The organism is Legionella hackeliae (genome assembly GCF_000953655.1).
GTDB classification, from domain to species: Bacteria; Pseudomonadota; Gammaproteobacteria; order Legionellales; family Legionellaceae; genus Tatlockia; species Tatlockia hackeliae.
Genome location: NZ_LN681225.1, coordinates 2,820,506 through 2,838,128, shown reverse-complemented (window position 1 = coordinate 2,838,128; position 17,623 = coordinate 2,820,506). Strand labels below are relative to the sequence as shown.

The window sequence follows — 17,623 nt, the reverse complement described above, 5'->3', positions numbered from 1 at the left end:
GTATGAATCAGCAGTTACAGTTAGCGTCATTAAATTTTCCAATTGGCAGCCTTGATGCTTATATTCATCGCGTCAATCAAGTACCAATGCTCTCTGCTGAAGAAGAATATGACTGTGCTGAACGCTTCCAAACAGAAGGTGATTTGGAGGCCGCTCGTTGTTTAGTACTAGCTCATTTACGTTATGTGGTACGTGTTGCGCGTGGTTATCTAGGCTATGGGTTACCGTTAAATGATTTAATCCAGGAAGGTAACATTGGCTTAATGAAGGCAGTAAAGCGCTTCGACCCTAAAATGGGGGTACGCCTCGTTTCTTTTGCTGTGCACTGGATAAAAGCAGAGATTCATGAGTTTGTTCTACGCAATTGGCGTATCGTCAAAATTGCTACCACCAAAGCGCAACGCAAATTATTTTTTAATCTTCGTCATATGAAAAACCGCTTGGGCTGGTTTAGCAAGGAAGAAGTAGATGCTGTTGCCAAAGATTTAGGGGTTAGCCGTGAAGACGTGTTAATCATGGAGCAGCGTTTGAATGCAATGGACGCATCTTACGATGGCCCGGTTTCTGATGATGACGACGAATCGTTTAAATCACCATCAAATTATCTATATGATGCCCACAGTGATCCTGCTCAATTGATTGAAAAAGAAACAAGTAATGAGCATGGACGGGAGCAGTTATTCCTGGCTCTGGAACGATTGGATGAGCGTAGCCAAGATATTTTACAGCAACGTTGGCTAGCAGAAGACAAAGCAACTTTGCATGATTTAGCTGATAAATATGGCGTCTCTGCTGAGCGTGTACGTCAGTTAGAAAAAAATGCAATGAAAAAGCTTCGCCAGTATATGGAAGCCGTTGCCTGAAATCAGGGCGACTCTTATTACGTGCCTGAGCTCTCCCCCTACTTGCCTCGGCTTGTCCGAGGCATCGAGAAAAGGCCAAGATTAATCTTTAGTCTCAGCGTTCCTTTAATCCTCTAACTTCTTTTTGAGTTTAAGTTTTGTATCGTTATCAGCAAAGGCTGCATCAATTGCCATGGCAGTAAAATGGGTCATTTGTTGATCACTGTAACGATAACCTTGTTGTACACGTCGATACTCATTCGCTAAATTAGTGCGGAAAAAAGGAGGATCATCTGAACCTAAGCTGATGGAAATACCCGCATCAAGCAGACGAGGTAAAGGATGATTTAGTAAGTCAGGGAAAAGACCTAAGGCGATGTTGCTGGAAGGGCAAATTTCAAGAGAAATATTTTTATCTTTAAGTAAGGAAATCGTCTCTTGAGAATGAATAGCTTGCACGCCATGTCCAATCCGTTTAATGGGTAAATATTGCATGGCCTCCATCATACCACTGGCGGAAGCGAATTCGCCTGCATGAACGGTACAGTGGAGACCGCCGTCAGCAGCAATTTTGTAGGCTTCGGCAAACAGCTTAGGGGGAAAGTGAATTTCATCACCACCCAACCCAAACCCGACAACACAGGGTATATCTTCTTTAATAGCTTGTTTAGCGACTTTAGTTGCAGATTCAGAGCCAAAATGACGGACAGCAGTAATAATTATACGACCAATGATGTTATATTGTTCCTCTGCATCATCAATGGCTTGCTGGATTGCATTTAAATGTTCTCTAGACGGGATATTGCTTGATTTTTCGGCATGATCAGGAGAGTACATCATTTCAACGTAGAGTGTATTTTCCAAAGCATTCGCTTTTAAATAGTCAAATGTAATATCGTAATAATCCTCAGGATGCTTGATGACTGCGGCAACAGCGTCATAAGCTTTTAAAAAATCAAGGAAATCCTTATAGCGATAGCTTTGTCCATCGGTCGCAATGAGAGAGTCTGGTAAGGAAATATTATTTCGTTTTGCCAGTTTTTTTGCTAACTCTGGTGTAATAGTGCCTTCCAAATGGGTATGTAATTCCGCTTTTTTTATGGTCATAGGAGTTCCTTTCTCGTACTATACTAATTCTTGATGGTAACTTGTTCAAAAACCCGATAAAATTATTTCTTTAGTATAATACGTAAAACAGGATTAATCATGAATAGTAACAATGACATTGATAAAGCCTATGTCAGTCCTTATGATAAATTTTTATATGAGTTTGATGCAAACCATAAAAAATCAGAGTCACAGTTAAAAGAAATAAAAAAGCATCAGCGAATTGCCTATCTTCGTGATAATCCAAACCCGGACGCCGGGGATGGCGAAATTTGGGAAAATTTCTAAGGTCTTGATGTTACAAGGTATTGTGATTTAACTGTTAAATGGGCCATTTTTTGACCCATTTAATTTTCAAAATTAAAGATGAACCTCATTGAATCGCATCTTCAAAAAGTGGCTTAAAATTTAGGTGTTAATTTCTCAGAATTATTTTTTTGTATTTGACGATTAATGTCGTCAATATTAATCACTGATTCCTTGATTTGTTCTTGAATGAAGTTAATTCGTCTTGCCAAGCTTCCTGAAGCATTAATTGGGTTCCCTTGTTCAATTAAGTTATTCCGAAGTGCTGTAAGTAAATCTTGTGGACTATTGTAGGATTTCTTCAGAGTTTCTGACACTGCCTTATGATTATTTCGAAACCAATGACCACAAGCAAATAACTTCGCCGAAGATTGGAGATTTTCAAAAAATCCTGGCTGGCTTGAGAGCTTACTGTAATCTCTTAAGAGGATGAGAGCAGCATCCCGGGGGTTAGAAGAACCTTGAGACCACATTCTTGTGTAGGATGAAGGAAAATCCTGAGAAGTTGGCTGAACAATACCGTGAGGACGTGGTTGAGTCAGTTTTGGGTTTGACTCTTCCAATATATTTTCGAATGATTTGTGTATTAAACCGTACAGGGTTGTCTTTTCCTTTGACTCAGTGTTTACTAATCCAGTTTTGTCAAGAGCAGAAGTCACAATTCTTTCATGTGGAACATCATTTAATTGCAGGGAATTCAATTTATCTTCCGGATTCTCACCTGAACTCATACATAAATCGGCTTTAGTACCTATAATTATCAATTTAGCTTCTGGAGGAGAATAAGCTAAACCTTCCTTAATATCTTTTTCAATTTGTGCATGATCAATGTCTTTAGACAAATCTACACAGTAACAAAGAATATTTGCATTTCTCAAATAAGAGAGTCTAAGAGCTCGAAACCTTTCATCTCCTGCAATATCCCATGTATGAATACTTTTCGACTTAATTTCTCCAATCGGTAAAAAATCAGCACCAATTGTTCTCTTATATTTACTCTCAAATTTACTCTCAGGATTCTTTAGTTTTTTGATAAGCTCTGTTTTACCCGAAGCTTGTGATCCAAAAAAAATTACTTTGATAGGCATTTGGTATTCCTTGTAAAAAATTTAATCATATTATACGATATAATAATTAAGAAACAATTAAGAGCGAAGTTAAAATTTCACGCTGTTTTCAAAAGTTTTTTTAAGTCTAAAAGGAAGGCATCCAAGGGGGGAACTCGGATGACTAACAAGAGCTGCATGGATTAAAATTTTAAGTTGTTAAAGTGTGCGAGTTATTTGATTGATTTAACGATTACGGAGGAAATCCCTGAGAAATAGGCTGTACATTCTTGGGGAGAACAGGTTGGTTGAGTTTTGGATTTGTCATACCTGATATATTTTCGACTGTTTTGTATAGTATGCTGTATAGAGTCTTTTCCTTTGAGTCTGTATTTTTCTCTCATCCAGTTTTATTTAGGGCCGAAGTGACAATTCTTTCGTGTGTAGGAATAGCTTTTAATTGTATGGATTTTAGTTTTTCTTCCGGATTCCCACCTAAACGCTTACATAGATCGGCTTTAGTCCCTATAAGTATCCATTTAGCGTCTTTAGGAGCAACTTCTTTAATATCGTGTTCAATTTTTGCATGATCAATTGTTTTAGATAAATCTACACAGTAACAGAGAATACTCATCGTTCTAAAATAAGATTCTCTAATAGCTCGAAAATTTTCACTTCCTGCTTAATCCCATATTTGCATACTCTCGGACTCATTTTCGCCTATCGTTAAAAAATCAACACCAATTGTTGAACAATATCCGCTATCAAATTCGCTCTCAGGATTCTTTAGTTTTTTGATAAGCTCTGTTTTACCCGAAGCTTGTGATCCAAAAAAAATTACTCTGATAGACATTTGGTGTTTCTTGTAAAAAAATTTATCTTATTATACGTTAAAATAGTGAAGAAATAACTAACAATGAAGTCGAAATTTCGCGCTGTTTTATACAGTTTATTAGGTCCGGAGAAAGGAGGCCACCAAGGACGAGCCTGGAGGCCTAATAAGAATGAATGGATTAAAGTTTAGGTTCTAATTTCTGAGAATTATTTTGTTGTATTTCACGATTGATGTCGTCAAAATTTATCACTGAAATATTGGCTTGTTGTTGAATGAAATCAATTCGTCTTGCCAAGCTTCCTGAAGCATTAATTGGGTTCCCTTGTTCAATTAAGTTATTCCGAAGTGCTTCAAGTAAATCTTGTGGACTATTGTAGGATTTCTTCAGAGTTTCTGACACGGCCTTATGGTTGTTTCGAAACCAATGACCACTAGCAAATAACTTCGCCGAAGATTGGAGATTTTCAAAAAATCCTGGCTTGCTTGAGAGCTTACTGTAATCTCTTAAGAGGATGAGAGCAGCATCCAGGGTGTTAGAAGAACCTTGAGACCACATTCTTGTGTAGGATGAAGGAAAATCCTGAGAACTTGGCTGAACAATACCGTGAGGACGTGGTTGGGTCAGTCTTCGGTTTGACTCTTCCAATATATTTTTGACTGCCTTGTGTATTAAACCGTACAGGCTTGTCTTTCCCTTAGACTCAGTGTTTTTTACTAATCCAGTTTTGTCAAAAGCAGAAGTGACAATTCTTTCATGTGGAACATCATTTAATTGCAGGGAATTCAATTTATCTTCCGGATTCTCACCTGAACGCATACATAAATCGGCTTTAGTACCTATGATTATCAATTTAGCTTCTGGAGCATGGGCTAAACCTTGCTTAATGTCGTTTTCAATTTGTTTTTGATTAATGCCTTTAGACAAATCCACACAGTAACAAACAATATTAGCACCCCTAAAATAAACCGGTCTAAGAAGTTGAAACCTTTCAGCTCCTGCTATATCCCAGATTTGAATCTTCTCGGATTGAATTTCGTCTATTGGTACAAAATCAACACCAATTGTTTCCTGATATTCACTTTCAAACCTGCTCTCAGGCTTCTGAAGTTTTTTGGTTAGCTCTGATTTACCAGAAGCTTCTGGACCAAAAAAGACTATTTTGATTGGCATTTGGTATTCCTTGTAAAGAATTTAATCATATTATACGATAAAATAATTAAGAAACAATTAAGAGCGAAGTCAAATTTCACACTGTTTTCACAAGTTTTTTTTAAGTCTGAAAGGAAGGCATCCAAGGGGTAACTCGGATGCCTAAAAAGCGGTGCATGGATAAAAATTTAAGTTGTTAATGTGTGCGAGTTATTTTCATTGATTTACGATTAATGTCGAGAATCGTAATTATTGACTTCTTGATTTGTTCTTGAATGAAGTTTATCAACCAATAAGGTAATGTAGGACTTTGTACGAAAGAATCGTAAGCAAGGACGCTGCCGGTAATGTTAATATCCATGATGTGAAAATATTACGAATTACAATAAGATTTAAAGCACCAATGCCTCGCGCTAAACCTACTCCCAAAACGGCACCCACCAGGGTTTGGGTTGCTGACACAGGAATACCTGTGCTTGTTGCTACCACGACAGTGGTTGCTGCCGCAAGCGTTGCGGCAAAAGCCCGGCTAGGCGTTAGCGCTGTGATTGAGCTACCAACAGTTTCAATAACCTTTCGTCCATACATTAGAAAGCCAATGATAACTCCTGCACAGCCGAGAAAAATAATCCAGGCAGGATAATTGGCCGCGACTAAGGGTTGGTCTGCATGCATAATAAGGCTGTAAATGATAGTCAAAGGACCCACAGCCAAGGCGACATCATTTGAACCATGTGCAAAAACCATCGCACAAGCAGTTAATCCCATCAACACTGCAAAATATTTTTCAACCTGCAGAAAGCGCTCACGTCGACGAATACGAGGCATTTCTGGAATATGTTTGATAATTATCATGCCAATAATAGTTAAGCTGATACTTGAAGCCAGGGTGACCGCCAAGTCCTGCTTTAAATTCAAGTGAATATCAAAGTGATTTAATCCCTTAAAAACCGTAATAAAGGATAAAATTGAACCCACCAAAAAGAGATAAATAGGGACATACCATTTAGCCTTTTCTAAAGGATCACTTTTTATAAAAATGGTTTGTTGGATACTTAAAAATAAAGCATAGCCGGTAATACCTGCGATAAGGGGAGAAGTAAACCATCCAATAGCAATATGATATACCTGTTGCCAATGAATGGCGTTAGTCCCTAAAACAACGGTTCCAAACCCAACCATAGAACCCACTAAGGCATTCGTAATGGAAACTGGAACGCCCAGGTAGCTTGCCAGGTTCATCCAAACAGTACAAGCAACCAATACTCCCAGCATACCTTCAATAAGAATTAAGGGTTGATTGGATAATTGACTACTGTCGATAATCCCATCGCGCATGGTTTCAGTTACTCCACTGCCGCCAAGGAAGGCGCCTGCAAACTCAAATACAATAGCGATAATCATTGCTTGGCGAACAGTAATTGCCTTAGACCCCATTGTGGTGCTCATAACGTTTGCTAAATCATTAGCGCCTACACCCCAGGTCATAAGGAAACAAAAAGCAACAGCAAGAATAAACAATAAAAAAGGATAATCCATAGGAATTACTACCGGGCAATAAGAATTTGGAGCCGACCACCCACAGTTTGGGCATGATCTGCTAAGTCACCAATCCATTGAACTAATTTATAAAGAAAAACTACTTCGATAGCCGGTAAGTCCTTTTCCAACTCAAAAATACGGTGTCTGATGTCTGCCAGTTTATCATCACTGTCATGTTCAATCTCATCAAGGGTCATAATCATTTCTTCAACAATTTTGACTTCACTACCGCGAAACCCACTTTCAAGCAATTCATCAAGTTCATTAATTGCTTTACAGGCTTGCTTAGACGCATCTAAACAACGATCGAGAAAAGGCATAAATACAGCAACCAGTGCATCAGGAATTATCATTTTTCGGCTAACGATTAATCCCGCGATATCTTGGGCTTTGTTTGCAATGCGATCTTGAGCGCTTAATAGTTCAAGCAAATCAGTACGAGAAACGGGCAAAAATAAACCTGTGGGTAAATGAAGACGCAAATCACGCTTAATAATGTCGGCTTCTTTTTCAATGCTTGAAATTTTTATCTGTACGGCTTCAGCTGTTTTCCAGTCCTGTTGCAATACTGCCTCAAAAAAAGGATGTAGCTGCTTGGCACAGAGGTGTGCTTTACGCATATGCTGTTCAATTGGCCGTATAGGTGAAGGCCCAAACATGTTAAATATGCTGCCCATATGAATTAGATCTTTGAACAAAGATTGGGAGATTATAAACCAAACTTAAGTTTGTACAAGTTGTATTTCCAGCGAATCAAAAAGCGATACCAAGAAAAATTTTTAAGGAATACAAATAGTGCTACACTTTGAATATTAACAAGGAGTGTTAATCATGAGAAAATGGCTTCTATGCTTGTTTTTTATCGCGACAAATGCACTTGCATTACCTTTGATGACTAAAGTAATTCAATTGAATTATCAAAATGCAGACACAGTAATTCAATTGGTGCAGCCTCTGCTACAAGATGGTGAGCAAATTACTGGAAACGGGCAAACACTCGTTGTTAAGGTAACCCCCCAAACACTCACTCAATTACGCGTTTTATTAAATAAAATCGATCAGCCACCGGTAACGTTTGAAATCACAATTTTCCAGGGTGACCCCGATTGGCTAAGCACCCAAAATTCAAACACCATAGTAATAAGTACTTCTTCGCAGCAAAATCAACAACGCCGTCAATCCGTGCAAGTTATGAACGGCCAATCTGCTTTTATTAGTACAGGTCAGGACCAACCTGTTATCAGTTCTGTCGGCATAGGTTGGTGGGGACCTGGAATTAGTTATGATCGTCGCTTGGTTCAAGATGGGTTATTGGTAGAACCAACTCTTCAAGGACAAAAAGTTAAATTAACGGTACGTCGTATTCGTGAGCAAGATAGCCGCGTCAGCAATCAGCAATTTGATCAACAACAAGTCATGACAACTGTCATGGTACCTCTTAATAAATGGGTTTCTTTATCAAGCCCACAGGGTGATGCGCCCGCTGATTCAAACACAGAAGTGATTCGCGCGGGCGATCAGTTTCAACAAAATTCAACATTATATATAAAAGTGAGCATTGTGAAATAAGCCACTTGGCGGAATTCAAGTAAGTTTGCTAGTTTTTAACAAAATAAACATCATTGTTGCTGGCAACTTTTGATTAGTTTGATAAAATTACGAACTTATCGCCCGGCTTGGAGTAATGATGGCAACAACGCTAAATGATGTAACTATTGAAGGAAATACCATTACCCCTTCATTGCAACCGCAACTTTCCTTGAAACTAGAACCAAAAGGCTGGTTAGTTTTATTGGAAAAACTCTTAGATTTAAAAAATGCCGGATTATTAAAGATAGACAATGATTTTGAAAAGGGAATGCTTACCATTATCAGTAAGGTTTCTTCATCAAACGATAATGCAACCACAATTGATAGATATCTGGCTGTACTTAATGCTGAATTCACCCTCTTGAAGAATCAACTACAAACACAAAAGATTGATGTGAGTAATTACACGCAAGCATCCTCGAATAACCAGACAGTATTTCGTATCCCCTCGGGAAAACATTACGACCAATTTATCGAGCAATTAAAAAATCAAGAGCTGTTATCTTTTTTAGCAAAAAAAGAACAAGTAGTTGCAGCGGAAGAAGACAATTTAAATTTTGAACTTTCTCCTTTTTCCATGGTTCCTGTGCCTAAAGGTGGGCGCCATAAAAAGAAGTAGCGTTATTTACTTCTTAAACTTGACAACCTGCCTCTCTGGCAAAACAATAGCTGACAACAAATTTCATTATGCTGTACCCTCCATAGAGTACAGAAATTAGCAGAGAGCAACCATGCAAATAGCCAATATCAAAGGACGTGAAATTCTTGATTCACGCGGTAATCCAACAATTGAAGCTGAAGTTACGCTGTCGAATGGGGAAGTTGGCCGGGCAAGCGTACCCTCTGGTGCCTCCACAGGTAGCCGCGAGGCCTGTGAACTACGAGATAAAGATGACGCTCGCTACGCAGGTAAAGGAGTGAGGCAGGCTGTAACTCATATTAATGATGAAATTAATCAAGCGCTAAAAGGTTTCTCTGTTAGTGAGCAAGACCGGTTGGATGCTCGTTTGTGTGAAATTGATGGCAGCGTGAATAAAGCTCGGCTTGGGGCCAATGCGATTTTAGCTGTTTCGCTCGCGAGTGCCAGAGCCTATGCAAATGCTATCAAAAAGCCCTTGTTCGTTGCTCTGAACCAGGGACAACTGATGTCTATGCCTGTCCCCATGATGAATGTGTTAAATGGGGGAGCACATGCGGATAACAACGTAGATATCCAGGAATTCATGTTGATGCCTATTGGAGCACCAGATTTCCCAACGGCATTGCAAATGGGGGTTGAAATTTTTCATGTCTTAAAGGCTGTATTGAAAAATTTAAACTTGAATACTGCCGTAGGCGATGAGGGGGGATTTGCTCCAAATTTACAATCTAATCAGCAAGCACTGGATCTGCTTGTGGAAGCAACTGAGAAAGCGGGTTTTAAATTAGGCTCAGATATTGTGTTTGCACTCGATGTTGCCGCCTCGGAACTATTTCATAACGGTTGTTACCATCTAACGTCAGAAAATAAACGATTAAGTAGCAAAGAATTGATAGCTTATTATTCGCAATTATTAGCAAATTACCCAATCGTAAGTATTGAGGATGGTCTGGATGAAAATGATTGGGATGGTTGGAAAGAAATAACTACTAGTATGGGTAAACGTATCCAATTGGTTGGGGATGATCTATTTGTCACTAATTCTCATATCTTGCAAGAAGGCATTACCCAAAAAATGGCCAATGCTATATTAATTAAACCAAATCAAATCGGTACGCTCACTGAAACCAGAGAGGCCATTCGGCTTGCTCAGGCTAATGATTATCGATGTGTTATGTCTCATCGCTCTGGTGAAACTGAAGATACTTTTATCGCCGATCTGGCGGTAGCTACGGGGTGTGGTCAAATCAAAACAGGTTCTTTATGCCGCACTGACAGAGTAGCCAAATACAATCAGTTACTGCGTATCAATGAAACGGCACTTCTGCCTTATGCCGGTAAAAATGCTCTCACGACTTTTTTGCAGTAAATTAGCAGGAATCAATATTGGGCCTAAGGATGAGAGCTATATCCTGGCCCAAATTCCTCCTGGGTTACACTCTATTTCCACATAGAGTTAGTTAACTAAACAAATTTTCATCATCAACTATACTTATTCTGATTCCAATGTAAGACAGGTGAGCATTGTGGCCAGAAATATTGAAAAAAGTATGGAGTTACCTCATAAGTCACTGAGTTTAAAGGAAGCCATTGCTAATTTAGCCTATAAATTAGCAGAGGGAACCTCAGTCGCTATAATTGCAATCGTTGAATTTAAAGAACTTATCGAGGGTTTATCAAGTGAAGATTTAAAACATAAAATTTTTGGATTACACATTCTTCAGAAGAATGAACCTCTGTCTTTAGAGGATGTTTTCGTAAAAATAGATAAAGGCTTATGTGTAAAAAGAGCGGCTTCCCATGTCACCAATATTCTTAATAAGAATATAGCCAATGAAATTCTGGAAATTAAATTGGATTCTGCCAAAAGACACAGTGAAACTAATCAATGTTTGGTGCTCTTTACCATTGTGCAGGATGTAAATGAAGGCTTAAAGTTTATAAAAAAATATTTACATCACTTGTCCGAAGAAGAATTATTAAAAGTTGTAAAAGAGAAGAATCATGATAAAAATTCTATAGTGCATATTGCTGCGAGAGATCCTGATGATCATCGACGGGTATTAGAAATATTAACTCTAATAGAGCCAAAACATCGATTAGAGGTTGTTCAGGAGTTAAATTGTAACGGTGATCCTTTAACCCATATATTGGCTGATAGAGACGATAAATATGCCTCCTTTTCAGAAATGTTATCACTTCTTCCTCCTGAAGATAGATTACAAGCAATTAATACAAAAGATCACCTGAGTGGTAATTCAATACTTCATAGTATGGCGATATTATCTATTTCTATTGAAGGCCTAATAATCACACTGGAAAGTCTCCCCAAAGAGGCCCGATTAGAAGCTATTAAAACAAAAAATGATGATGATCTTTCATTGCTGGATATTCTTGTAAAAAACTCAAAAGAGGAATCTCTACAAGTCATTTTAAGTATTGTGCCGGAAGCTAAATCAGAAATAGAGAACTTAAGGCGACAAAAAACAATTAATGCTTCGGAGTATTCGGCATCGTTTATTAATACTATGACTAAAGCAAATGCGGAGGCTGAGGACGCTATACCCAATAAAAAATCAACTGGCACTGATAACGAAACGAAGAAACAATGGGTTATGCCGCAAAAAAAGAAATGAGTAGAGTTTTTTGTCCAAAAATTAAGTTTGAATACCTATTCGTTCATGACCTTTGCCATTGCGGAATAATGATTCGCAAAGAAGCTTGAGATGTATATAATAGGAGAAAACTTCTACTCAACTTTCCTTCATGCGAACAATCATTGTTATCTTGCTATTAGCATTAATCGGCCTGCAATACAAATTGTGGTTGGGGGATGGTAGTGTCTCTCAATGGATTAATCTTGAAAAAAAAATGGAAGCTCAATCAGAGGAAAATGATAAACTTCTTTCCAGAAATCGAGCAATGGAAGCTGATATTCTAGAATTAAAAAGTGGTGATCAGGCATTAGAAGAGCAAGCTCGCTATGAATTGGGTATGGTGAAGGAAGGTGAAGTATACTATCAATTTGTTGATTAGGTTGTTATCTTCAAACCTCTTTTGCATAATGAACAATGCAAAACTCTCCCCTCAATCTTCTCTATAGACAATTATAAACGGTTAAGTTGCAACAATGAGTATCACAGAGCTACCTGAGGAAATAATTTTAATGTGTTTAAGTTATCTCTCAATTGAAGAGTTAGCTAAAATGCTTGTGGTATCCAAATTTTTTTTATTCTTTGCTGAAGACAACGGTTTATGGAAACGATTTGTCTCACCTTCTTCAACTGAACTGGGAGGTACCGCAAAGCCAGGTTTCTTCAAAACTAAATTTAAAGAACAGGTGAATTCATTATTGCCCATACTTCGGTCAAAGGTTATTTCCAGAGAGTTGAGTTATCTGGATGCGGAAAAAATAACCGCAAGAGTTAACAATGCATTAGCGTTTAAAGAAATCTCAATTGGATTCTTTCAAGATCATAACGGAGATGTAGTTAGAGGTATTTTTAGCAAAACCTTACAAGAATTCACAATTAATACCTATATATTTTCAGATCATGAAGATAAAGGAATAAAAGAGAAAACTCTCTCGATGTATCTTTTTGCTACCAATTCTTCGCGACCCTTGGAAGAATTATGCAAAAGCTATCCCGGGAATCTTATCTTTGTTGTAACTAATGACAGTCGCTTAGTAAAAATCACTGCAAATTACCCAGAACTTATCAAGTACTATATCACCGATACTCCTATCAATGAAACCATATCTATCTGCTCAATCCATCCGTTAGTTATTGACGACTTGAAGATATGGCAGAAGCAAATTCCTTCTTTGTTGCAGCGGGTAGAACTCTCTAAACAAGAACTGGGATTTTTGACAACTTCGAATAAAGAGTTTGAGGATTATAACCCCCTTGGACTCTAAGTCTCTTCTACCGATTCTGTTATATTTAGTTATCCACAAATTTGGTGGATAACTATGTGAACAGTTTCGTGATAGCAAATTGAAAGCCAAATGATTTTTAAAAACAAGGCAGAGCTTTTACAATTCGGGTAAAATCACAGAATTATTTCGTAAACAGGACTTAATCATGAGTGGTTTACCCAAATGCCCGCGGTGCAATTCAGAATACACTTATGAAGATGGTGAGGTTTTTATTTGCCCAGAATGTGCGCATGAGTGGAACAAAGAGGCTGCTGAGAGTAGCTCGGATAACGCTCGAGTTATTAAGGATGCCAATGGAAATCTCCTACAAGATGGCGATACCGTTACAGTGATTAAAGATCTGAAGGTTAAAGGCTCTTCTTTAGTTGTGAAGGTAGGTACCAAAGTGAAAAACATTAGATTGGTTGAAGGTGATCATGACATCGATTGCAAAATTGACGGTATTGGGCCCATGAAATTGAAGTCGCAGTTTGTGAAAAAAATATAGCTAACCTGCTTTTCAAAACCTGGTTCATCACAATTTAGATTGTGATGAACTCAATATTGTCATTGGGCGGTTTATCTGCCCACAAACTTAAAACATAACCACCGCCACCTGAGCCTGTCGGTTTTACCGCTAAAGCACCTGCATTTAGAAGTTTCTGCATATGTTGTTGCAAGTTTTCACTGACAAGTCCCCAAGCGTTAAAGCAATTTGCAGCATCCTGAATAGCCTCTGTCAAGATCTTTAATGAAATGGGTAAGTCATTCTCCAAAGCGAACTGAGCTTTCTTGACACATTCTTCCATCTGGCTATCTATCTCTTTTGCTTTTGCTGCATCAGTATCCCAAAACACCTGAACTTGATGAATGCAATGTGAAGTAACACCAATTTGTCCACAAGAGGAGAGAAACCAGTTAGGTTTCCAGACCTGTTGGATTGGTATTCTCGAGCCTTGGTTAAAATAAATACCAGTGTCTGCGGCAACACCGGCAATATCAAGGCCACTACTCTTGCCATGAAATAAATTCTCAAGACTTTTGGCAAAATTATCAATCTCTTGATTATCCAACCTATGTTGGGCTGCAAACCAGCGGGCCATTGCGACGCAAAGCGCAGCGGAAGCTCCCATGCCCACTCCGATAGGAATATCATTATGTAAATGAAAATGACCGCTTAAATTATTTAACGATTGACCAAGTAATTGTTGACCGTGCTCTAAAACACTCCAGAAAAGTAAATGGATATCTGTACTGTTTTGTCCCACATAGTCAGCACTAAGTTTGGAAGTAGACTTTTTATAACTTAAGGTTAATTTTTTTTCAGCGATAGGAAAGACAAGCGCCCCTCGGCCTCGCAATACGGCATGTTCTCCGGCAAGAATCCATTTACCGTGCGTTGTTGTTTGAAAATCATAAGACATCATAATTACCAACTAACTGATCGCGTTTAAATTGTAATGCCATTTCGCTTTGATCAAGACGATAAAGCAGGTGAATATTAGGACCCGCATCCATGGTAACTATAGGTCCATCACCTTCACGTTGCCATAAATCCTGAATACTGCGCAACGCTTTGTGTGTATTGTCAGTCATATAAGAGAACGGTTCGGCACATGTCATGAATAATTGGTGCATATCCTGGAATTCACGCCAGCAAATTTGATATGCGCTTTTCCAATCTTCTGATTCAAGTGCCGTAAGTAAAACTTTCAGGTTCTCAGCAGCTCGTTGAGTGCGGGTAGGGTAATGAGAACTGGTTTTAACGCGGCGATGTGCTTCTTTTGAGGAAACTTTTTTCTCATCGTGACTAATGATAATCACCTGATGTTCCAATTCCTCGTAAGGGAATTTAACGGAAGAAACGTGATCATTTTGCCAAAGGGCCCAGGGACCAAAAAAAGAGCGACAAGAGGAACCAGAACCTAGACGACTCCACTGGGCTTGTATTTCTATTGCAGGTAAAGGTTTATGGGTTAATTCGCTAAGAGCAAGAGTTGCGCATTTTGTAAGCGCTGCAAAACTGGATGCTGAGCTTGCTAAACCGCTACTGTGAGGAAAATTATTAGAAGAGCGCACTATAAAAGCGCCTGTATAATTAAAATACCCTTTAAGACGGGCAAGATGTTCTAGAAAACGGCTTTGTGCTGCTTGTGACAAGGTAAATGTTCCTGCGCCGGGAATTTCTAAGGGTTCCCAAAAATCCTTTTTCCCTTGTGTGGCTTCAAGAACCACGCTGCTTAATAAATGATTTAAGGTATACGATAAAGAGGGATTATCCGGGATATTATTGGCTTCGTCCTTTTTACCCATGTATTTAATTAATGCAATATTGGATGGTGCTTGAGAGAACCACTGCATAATTACTATCTCCTCTAGGTATATACCTTTTTATTATTACGAATTGTTGCATTCGATATAAAACTTACAATTATATCTATACCCTATCAATGACCTGGAGCATCATTCCATAAAATTTTATGAAGCTGCAATTGAAATCTGACAGGTAATTTGTCTTTAACTATCCAATCAGCAAGCTGAGTTGGATTCAATTGATGCCAGCTTGGAGAAAAAAGAATTTGCACACGCTGAGATAAATTATATTCCTTCATGATTTGGCATGCCCATTCGTAATCTTCACGACTACATAAAACAAACTTTATCTGATCGTTTGGTTTTAAGTAGATTAAATTATTAAATAAATTTTTATCGCTTTCTTTTGAGTCAGGTGTTTTTAAATCCATCACAATCACGACACGTTCATCAACCTGACTAAGATCACGAGCACCACTCGTTTCTAAAGAAACATTGTAGCCTGCATCACATAATTCTCTGAGAAGAGTGATGCAACCAGGCTGTGCCAACGGTTCACCACCGGTGACGCAAACGTAATTACATTCATAGGAGGCGACTTGATCCAAAATAGTACTAACTGGAGTAATATTCCCACCACTGAAAGCATATGCTGTATCGCAATACTGACAGCGTAGAGGGCAACCTGTTAAACGAATGAAAACCGTGGGCAAGCCCACGGTAACTGATTCACCTTGTAACGAATGAAAGATTTCAGTGATGCGTAATTGGGTACTACTATGTTTCATGAAACGCCTAAAGTCTCCAATTTTGTTGCAGCCAACTGTGCAGTGGGTGTATCGGGATAATTTCTCAAAACTTCTTGTAGACGCATTCTTGCATCTTCAATTTTACCTGAAGCTGCTAATGCATAGCCTATCTTTAATGTACTTGCTGCAGCTTTACTGGAAGAAGGAAATTTCTTTAACACAATCTCAAAATGCTCAATCGCTTGTGCATAATTGTTCTTAACTAAATATAGCTCTCCTAACCAATATTGTGCATTGGCGGTATAACCACCTTGTGGATATTGAACGACGAAACGTTGCATTGCTTTTAAAGCATCATCAAAACGCTTATTTTTAACTAAATCATAAGCCGCCATATAACTGATCTGTTCGTCTGCCGGGTTCCCACGAGCTGCTGTATTTATTGGAGCAGTAACAACATTTTCGGTTGTTGTTTTAGATTTTTCTGGCGTTTCTAACGGGGGTGAAACGTGAGTTTCATTAGGACCTATGGACAACTCAGTGGGTTTCTCTTCAGGCATTGTTGGTGTTACTTGAGCAGATTTGCCTGGAGTATTAGTAGTATTATTTCGTAACCGGGCATCTAAGTCTTTATAAAAAGCTAACTGTTGCTGTTGTAGTAGTTTCAAATCATGGGCTTGTACTTCTAGCTGCCCTCGCAATTCCTGAAGTTCTTGCCGCATTCCTTGCAATTTATCAAGTAACCCTGCATTAGCATTGTTACTATCGCGATTATCTTGCGCAAGAGCAATCTCTTCCTCATTGTCAGTATCTTCCAATTGAGCTTTGGCAACAGGCTGTTCAATAACAGCCTGTTGATCGTCCAAAATCGCAAAATTCTCACTATCATCAACTACAGGTGCTTCGGCAAAAACCTGGAACGGAACAGTCCAGGAGAAGCATAAGCAAAGTAGAAGGCGATGGAATTTTATCATCGGGTAGCCTCATAAGTTAGCTCGACACGACGATTTTGCATATGAGAAGCCTCGTCATGACCGAAATTAGCGGGACGCTCCTTACCATAACTTACAACTCGAATTTGGTCTCTACCCACACCCGCCATATGCATTAATTCAGCAACGGTGTCAGCACGACGCTCACCAAGAGCAATGTTGTACTCACGGCTACCACGTTCGTCGGTGTGACCAGCGATTAAAACGCGTGCACCAGGATGAGTTTTTAAATATTCTGATTGTGCGTTAAGAGAAGCAGTGTACTTAGGATTAAAAGAACTATCGTCATAAGAGAATAAATAAATTTGATTATGGGGGGCTTGAGTCGTATAAGATTCACCAGGTTCTTGTCCAGCGAAACGACCTAATTGTCCCAGACCATGGGCTGATGCTCCACCAGTACCACCCATGCCATCAGCACTACCAGGGGTTTTTGAACAGGATGCGAGCAGCACCATGCTGGCGGCAACAAGTCCCAACTTACAAAACGATCTGGCTTTCATCCTTTTATTCTCCTTCTTATTCGAATTACTAATAGTTAAATCGCCACAATGGCGGCTCATTGTACAATTGTTTTCTGTGTTTCGCTACT

At 38.8% G+C, this 17,623-nt stretch carries 19 protein-coding genes and 3 pseudogenes; 9 read left to right on the top strand and 13 right to left on the bottom strand.

The features are described from left to right. Positions 1-2: 2 nt before the first annotated feature. Complete coding sequence (gene rpoH / locus LHA_RS12510) at positions 3-863, top strand: RNA polymerase sigma factor RpoH (protein WP_045106837.1); 861 nt, start codon at positions 3-5, stop codon at positions 861-863. 105 nt (positions 864-968) lie between these two features. Here the strand turns inward: rpoH and LHA_RS12505 are convergent, their stop codons facing one another. Beyond that, the gene (locus tag LHA_RS12505; RefSeq protein WP_045106836.1) at positions 969-1,949 is read right to left on the bottom strand and encodes an adenosine deaminase; all 981 of its coding nucleotides are present in this window, start codon (positions 1,947-1,949) and stop codon (positions 969-971) included. Between the two features lie 99 nt (positions 1,950-2,048). On the opposite strand from LHA_RS12505, the gene LHA_RS12500 reads away from it, so the two are divergent. Beyond that, the gene (locus LHA_RS12500) at positions 2,049-2,237 is read left to right on the top strand and encodes a CBU_0585 family protein (RefSeq protein WP_045106835.1); all 189 of its coding nucleotides are present in this window, start codon (positions 2,049-2,051) and stop codon (positions 2,235-2,237) included. A gap of 113 nt (positions 2,238-2,350) precedes the next feature. On the opposite strand, the gene LHA_RS12495 is transcribed toward LHA_RS12500, so the two are convergent. From LHA_RS12495 to LHA_RS12475, 6 genes and pseudogenes are all read right to left on the bottom strand, one after another. Continuing rightward, positions 2,351-3,343: an ADP-ribosylation factor-like protein gene (locus tag LHA_RS12495; protein ID WP_045106834.1), complete on the bottom strand. Its 993-nt coding sequence runs from the start codon at positions 3,341-3,343 to the stop codon at positions 2,351-2,353. Positions 3,344-3,701: 358 nt separating this feature from the next. Continuing rightward, positions 3,702-3,971 (bottom strand): annotated as a pseudogene (locus LHA_RS12490) (hypothetical protein); the annotation flags it as partial. Between the two features lie 12 nt (positions 3,972-3,983). After that, entirely contained in the window at positions 3,984-4,154 is a 171-nt protein-coding gene (locus LHA_RS16990; RefSeq protein ID WP_156413567.1) for a P-loop NTPase family protein, read from the bottom strand. A gap of 160 nt (positions 4,155-4,314) precedes the next feature. Continuing rightward, positions 4,315-5,307 carry a GTP-binding protein gene (locus tag LHA_RS12485; protein ID WP_045106832.1) on the bottom strand — a complete coding sequence of 331 codons (993 nt, stop codon included), beginning with the start codon at positions 5,305-5,307 and terminating at the stop codon, positions 4,315-4,317. Between the two features lie 264 nt (positions 5,308-5,571). Beyond that, on the bottom strand, positions 5,572-6,825 hold the full coding sequence (locus tag LHA_RS12480) for an inorganic phosphate transporter (protein WP_045106831.1): 1,254 nt from the start codon (positions 6,823-6,825) through the stop codon (positions 5,572-5,574). 8 nt (positions 6,826-6,833) lie between these two features. Beyond that, positions 6,834-7,505 carry a TIGR00153 family protein gene (locus LHA_RS12475; protein ID WP_045106830.1) on the bottom strand — a complete coding sequence of 224 codons (672 nt, stop codon included), beginning with the start codon at positions 7,503-7,505 and terminating at the stop codon, positions 6,834-6,836. A gap of 151 nt (positions 7,506-7,656) precedes the next feature. On the opposite strand from LHA_RS12475, the gene LHA_RS12470 reads away from it, so the two are divergent. From LHA_RS12470 to LHA_RS12440, 7 genes are all read left to right on the top strand, one after another. Continuing rightward, positions 7,657-8,397 carry a secretin N-terminal domain-containing protein gene (locus LHA_RS12470; protein ID WP_045107580.1) on the top strand — a complete coding sequence of 247 codons (741 nt, stop codon included), beginning with the start codon at positions 7,657-7,659 and terminating at the stop codon, positions 8,395-8,397. A 118-nt stretch (positions 8,398-8,515) separates the two neighbouring features. Next, a complete protein-coding gene (locus LHA_RS12465) occupies positions 8,516-9,037 on the top strand; it encodes a hypothetical protein (RefSeq protein WP_045106829.1) in 522 nt (173 codons plus the stop codon). A 112-nt stretch (positions 9,038-9,149) separates the two neighbouring features. Next, complete coding sequence (gene eno / locus LHA_RS12460) at positions 9,150-10,427, top strand: phosphopyruvate hydratase (RefSeq protein ID WP_045106828.1); 1,278 nt, start codon at positions 9,150-9,152, stop codon at positions 10,425-10,427. 157 nt (positions 10,428-10,584) lie between these two features. Continuing rightward, positions 10,585-11,694 (top strand): hypothetical protein, encoded by a 1,110-nt coding sequence (locus LHA_RS12455; protein WP_045106827.1) that lies wholly within the window; start codon positions 10,585-10,587, stop codon positions 11,692-11,694. A 130-nt stretch (positions 11,695-11,824) separates the two neighbouring features. Continuing rightward, positions 11,825-12,094 (top strand): cell division protein FtsB, encoded by a 270-nt coding sequence (gene ftsB / locus LHA_RS12450; RefSeq protein WP_045106826.1) that lies wholly within the window; start codon positions 11,825-11,827, stop codon positions 12,092-12,094. A 94-nt stretch (positions 12,095-12,188) separates the two neighbouring features. Then, a complete protein-coding gene (locus LHA_RS12445) occupies positions 12,189-12,977 on the top strand; it encodes an F-box protein (protein WP_115678766.1) in 789 nt (262 codons plus the stop codon). 166 nt (positions 12,978-13,143) lie between these two features. Continuing rightward, the gene (locus LHA_RS12440; protein ID WP_045106824.1) at positions 13,144-13,485 is read left to right on the top strand and encodes a zinc ribbon domain-containing protein YjdM; all 342 of its coding nucleotides are present in this window, start codon (positions 13,144-13,146) and stop codon (positions 13,483-13,485) included. Between the two features lie 34 nt (positions 13,486-13,519). Here the strand turns inward: LHA_RS12440 and LHA_RS12435 are convergent, their stop codons facing one another. The 6 genes and pseudogenes from LHA_RS12435 to pal form a co-directional block, all read right to left on the bottom strand. Further along, positions 13,520-14,401 (bottom strand): mevalonate kinase family protein, encoded by an 882-nt coding sequence (locus tag LHA_RS12435; RefSeq protein ID WP_045106823.1) that lies wholly within the window; start codon positions 14,399-14,401, stop codon positions 13,520-13,522. Continuing rightward, positions 14,391-14,741: pseudogene (locus LHA_RS17690) on the bottom strand (diphosphomevalonate decarboxylase); the annotation flags it as partial. The pseudogene LHA_RS17690 and the gene LHA_RS12435, both read right to left, overlap by 11 nt. Before the next feature lie 114 nt (positions 14,742-14,855). Beyond that, positions 14,856-15,338, bottom strand: a pseudogene (locus LHA_RS17685) (GHMP family kinase ATP-binding protein); the annotation flags it as partial. Positions 15,339-15,424: 86 nt separating this feature from the next. Beyond that, positions 15,425-16,078 carry a 7-carboxy-7-deazaguanine synthase QueE gene (queE, locus tag LHA_RS12425; RefSeq protein ID WP_045106821.1) on the bottom strand — a complete coding sequence of 218 codons (654 nt, stop codon included), beginning with the start codon at positions 16,076-16,078 and terminating at the stop codon, positions 15,425-15,427. Further along, positions 16,075-17,013 carry a tol-pal system protein YbgF gene (gene ybgF / locus LHA_RS12420; RefSeq protein ID WP_045106820.1) on the bottom strand — a complete coding sequence of 313 codons (939 nt, stop codon included), beginning with the start codon at positions 17,011-17,013 and terminating at the stop codon, positions 16,075-16,077. The genes queE and ybgF overlap by 4 nt, the downstream gene beginning before the upstream one ends. Beyond that, entirely contained in the window at positions 17,010-17,534 is a 525-nt protein-coding gene (gene pal / locus LHA_RS12415; protein WP_045106819.1) for a peptidoglycan-associated lipoprotein Pal, read from the bottom strand. Before pal ends, ybgF begins: the two co-directional genes overlap by 4 nt. Positions 17,535-17,623 lie beyond the last annotated feature (89 nt).